The sequence below is a fragment of the Sphingomonas sp. genome (genome assembly GCF_035555815.1).
Lineage (GTDB): Bacteria > Pseudomonadota > Alphaproteobacteria > Sphingomonadales > Sphingomonadaceae > Sphingomonas.
The window spans coordinates 1-2780 of the sequence record NZ_DATMGG010000009.1 but is presented as its reverse complement, the minus strand read 5'-3'; the positions used below and the strand labels follow the sequence as shown (position 1 = coordinate 2780).

The window sequence follows — 2780 nt, the reverse complement described above, 5'->3', positions numbered from 1 at the left end:
ACCGTAACGGATCGCGTCGAAACCGACCAGCAAGCCGCCGGGATATTCGATCACCGGACGCCGGATCAGCGACGGATGCTCGACCATCAGCGCCAGCGCCTTGGCCTGATCGATCCCTTCCCGATCGGCGTCGGGCAATTTGCGGAAGGTGGTGCCGGCGCGATTGAGCAGCTTCTCCCAGCCGACTTGCGCGGCCCAGGCGGCAAGCTTCTCGTGCGGCGCGCCGACGGTCTTGTAGTTGTGGAAGGCATAGGTGATGCCCGCGCCGTCCAGCCATGCGCGTGCCTTCTTCACCGTGTCGCAGTTGGGAATGCCGTAGAGGGTGATCGTCATCCTGCGCGTCCTTTCATGCGGGTGCCGGCGCGCCACAGACGGGGGTGCGACCGGACGCCCGCCATAGCGGATCAACCGCCGGCCGCCAGCGCGCCGGTGGTCGATCGGCGCTGCGGTTTGTGGTCCAATGCGCGGGTCGACGGTGGAGGAATTGCGCGATGACCCTTCTCAGCCATCCGGTCGCGCGGCGGCTTGGCGCGATCGCGGCGGTATCGCTGGCGCTGACGCTCGCCGCGCCGGCCCTGGCCCAATCGACGCTGGGCGATCCCGTTCCGGTCGGCGATCCCGCCGGATCGTCGATCGCACGCACTGCGGCGATCAACGGCGCGATGAAGACGAAGGGTACGCCGTCCGCCGCCGAACTAGCCCGGCGACGCGCGCACGGCACGCAATTGTCGGCATGCAACACGCGGGCGCGCAACCGCTTCCCCGCCGGCAGCACCGGCCGCAAATCGGCGCGCGCGCGGTGTCAGGCCGCGTTCGAGGCGCAAAAGGCGACGTGGTACGACCAGCGCCATCAGCGCAAATAGGATCAGCCGTCGTCGGTCAGGAAGCGGCCGAGCGTCACCACCGGCTGCACCTCCAGCCCCAGCGCGGCGTAAAAGGCGAGCGCGGAGTCGTTGCCGGCGCGGACCATCAATTGCAGCTTCGGCGCGCCCTGTCCGCGCAGCCAGCGTTCCGCCGCCGCCATCAGATCGCGCCCCAGCCCACCGCGCCGCGCATCGGGCGCGACCGCGAGATAATAGACCCAGCCGCGATGCCCGTCGAAACCGGCCATCACGCTGCCCGCCAGCGCGCCGCCGCGTTCGGCGACCAGCACGGTCGAGCTCGCGCCGTCCAGCGCCAGCGCGAAATCGCGGTCGGGATCGTTCCACGGCCGCGTCAGATCGCACGCACGCCACAGCGCCACCACCGACGCCGCGTCGGCCATCGTCGCCGCGCGGATCATGCCGCGCCCGCCGCGTGTTGTTCGAGCACCGCCGCCTCACGCTCGAACACGTCGAAGCCCCAGGCGCGGGTCGCGGCATAGACTTCGACATAGCGCAGCAGCGTCGCGCATTGCCGGAAATGCGTCGCCGTCGCCCCCAGCGCGGGGACGTACAGCCCGCGATAGCTGTTGCCCATCACCGCCGCCATCGCCTCCGCGCCGCGCAGCCGGGTGATCGTCCCCGCCCCCGCTTCGGCGCGCGCCAGCGTGTACAACCGGCGCAGCGGCACCGGCCGCACCGCCGAAGGCGTACCGATCGGCACATGGAATTTCTCCAGCCCCTCGACCGCGCGGTCGAGCCCGGCGGGATCGTGGCCAAAGGCGTGGGCGGCATCCTCCCACAGCTTGAGGCGCGGCAGGCCGGGCCAGGCGGACGGCACCCCCTGGGCGTCGAAACTGACCACGCAGACGTCGTCGCACAGCACCTCATAGCCGGCGCGCTGGAAATGCGCGGCCAGCGTCGACTTGCCGGCGCCCGAATCGCCGGTGAAGGCGACCGCGCCGCCCGCCATCACCACCGCGTTGGCGTGGATCGGCAGCAACCCGCGCTGATAGACCAGCACCCCCAGCGCCGATCCCAGCAGGAACAGCCGCACGTTGCGCTCCGCCGCGCCGGGCGCGGGATCGACGACGATCTCCCGCCCGCCACGGATCAGGAAACGGGCATGGCCGGGAATGTCGAGCAGCGCGGCGTCGCCGGCGACCTGGAGGCCATGGCGCGCGGGGGCGGCGCCGGGCAACGTATCCGCCACCGCGCCCTGCCGGATCTCGACGATCGGCCGCGTGTCGGACGGATCGTCGGCCGGGGTCAGTTCGCCAAGCGCGAGGTCCGCGCGCAGGCGGAAGTTGAAGCAGGAAAAGATCGCGCCGGGCCGATCAGGCGACACGCCGGGTGATCCGCCACAGCGTGTACAGGCCGATCCCCATCCACACCACGTTGAGCGTCGCCGACGGGATCGCGCCATTCCAGCCGCTGTTGAGGACGAAGGCGGCGGCGCCGACGACGTTCATCCACTGATACAGCCGCGATCGCCCACTCAGCCGCCCCGCCGACAGCAGCAGATAGGCGATCAGGATCGTCACCGCCCCGGCCCAGCCGATCACCTCGATCGCGATCCGTTCGACCGTCATGCGACCCGCTCCGCGCCGGGGGATAAAGGCGACGGCATCGGCGGCGACGGCATCGGCCCATCGGCTTCGGTCATGGAGGATGGCTGCCCGGACATGATTCGCCGTCTACCGACTGGCGGCGGCGTTTCACAGGGGGGCGGACTGGCCGCGACGGAATTTCGCAGCGGGGCGCGCCTATTCGCCGGTGCGCGCCCATTCCTTGTTGATCGCGAGCGCGGCCAGCGTGCAGATCGCGCCCGACAGCAGATAGACCCCGACCGACCACAACCCGAACCAGCTTGCCAGCGTCAGCGCGACCAGCGGCGCAAAGCCCGCACCGATCAGCCAG

5 protein-coding genes and 1 pseudogene are annotated in these 2780 nt (G+C 70.7%); 1 reads left to right on the top strand and 5 read right to left on the bottom strand.

The genetic code is table 11. From position 1 onward, the window contains the following. A partial coding sequence (locus VNR91_RS00485; protein WP_325488834.1) for an arsenate reductase occupies positions 1–333 on the bottom strand: 333 nt, incomplete at its 3' end. Positions 334–491: 158 nt separating this feature from the next. Here VNR91_RS00485 and VNR91_RS00480 point away from each other — a divergent pair. After that, positions 492–863 carry a hypothetical protein gene (locus VNR91_RS00480; protein ID WP_325488833.1) on the top strand — a complete coding sequence of 124 codons (372 nt, stop codon included), beginning with the start codon at positions 492–494 and terminating at the stop codon, positions 861–863. A 2-nt stretch (positions 864–865) separates the two neighbouring features. Here VNR91_RS00480 and VNR91_RS00475 read toward each other — a convergent pair whose 3' ends face one another. The 4 genes and pseudogenes from VNR91_RS00475 to VNR91_RS00460 all read right to left on the bottom strand — a co-directional run. Further along, positions 866–1282 carry a GNAT family acetyltransferase gene (locus VNR91_RS00475; RefSeq protein WP_325488832.1) on the bottom strand — a complete coding sequence of 139 codons (417 nt, stop codon included), beginning with the start codon at positions 1280–1282 and terminating at the stop codon, positions 866–868. Beyond that, positions 1279–2208, bottom strand: a complete 930-nt coding sequence (locus VNR91_RS00470; protein WP_325488831.1) for a hypothetical protein — start codon at positions 2206–2208, stop codon at positions 1279–1281. The genes VNR91_RS00475 and VNR91_RS00470 overlap by 4 nt, the downstream gene beginning before the upstream one ends. Beyond that, positions 2198–2452: a CBU_0592 family membrane protein gene (locus VNR91_RS00465; RefSeq protein ID WP_325488830.1), complete on the bottom strand. Its 255-nt coding sequence runs from the start codon at positions 2450–2452 to the stop codon at positions 2198–2200. The genes VNR91_RS00470 and VNR91_RS00465 overlap by 11 nt, the downstream gene beginning before the upstream one ends. A gap of 174 nt (positions 2453–2626) precedes the next feature. Next, positions 2627–2780 (bottom strand): annotated as a pseudogene (locus tag VNR91_RS00460) (MFS transporter); the annotation flags it as partial.

Excerpts from the sequence above, each read along its gene's own strand:
- VNR91_RS00480 (WP_325488833.1), top strand. The coding sequence starts at position 492 with ATGACCCTTCTCAGCCATCCGGTCGCGCGGCGGCTTGGCGCGATCGCG.
- VNR91_RS00475 (WP_325488832.1), bottom strand. The coding sequence starts at position 1,282 with ATGATCCGCGCGGCGACGATGGCCGACGCGGCGTCGGTGGTGGCGCTG.
- VNR91_RS00465 (WP_325488830.1), bottom strand. The coding sequence starts at position 2,452 with ATGACGGTCGAACGGATCGCGATCGAGGTGATCGGCTGGGCCGGGGCG.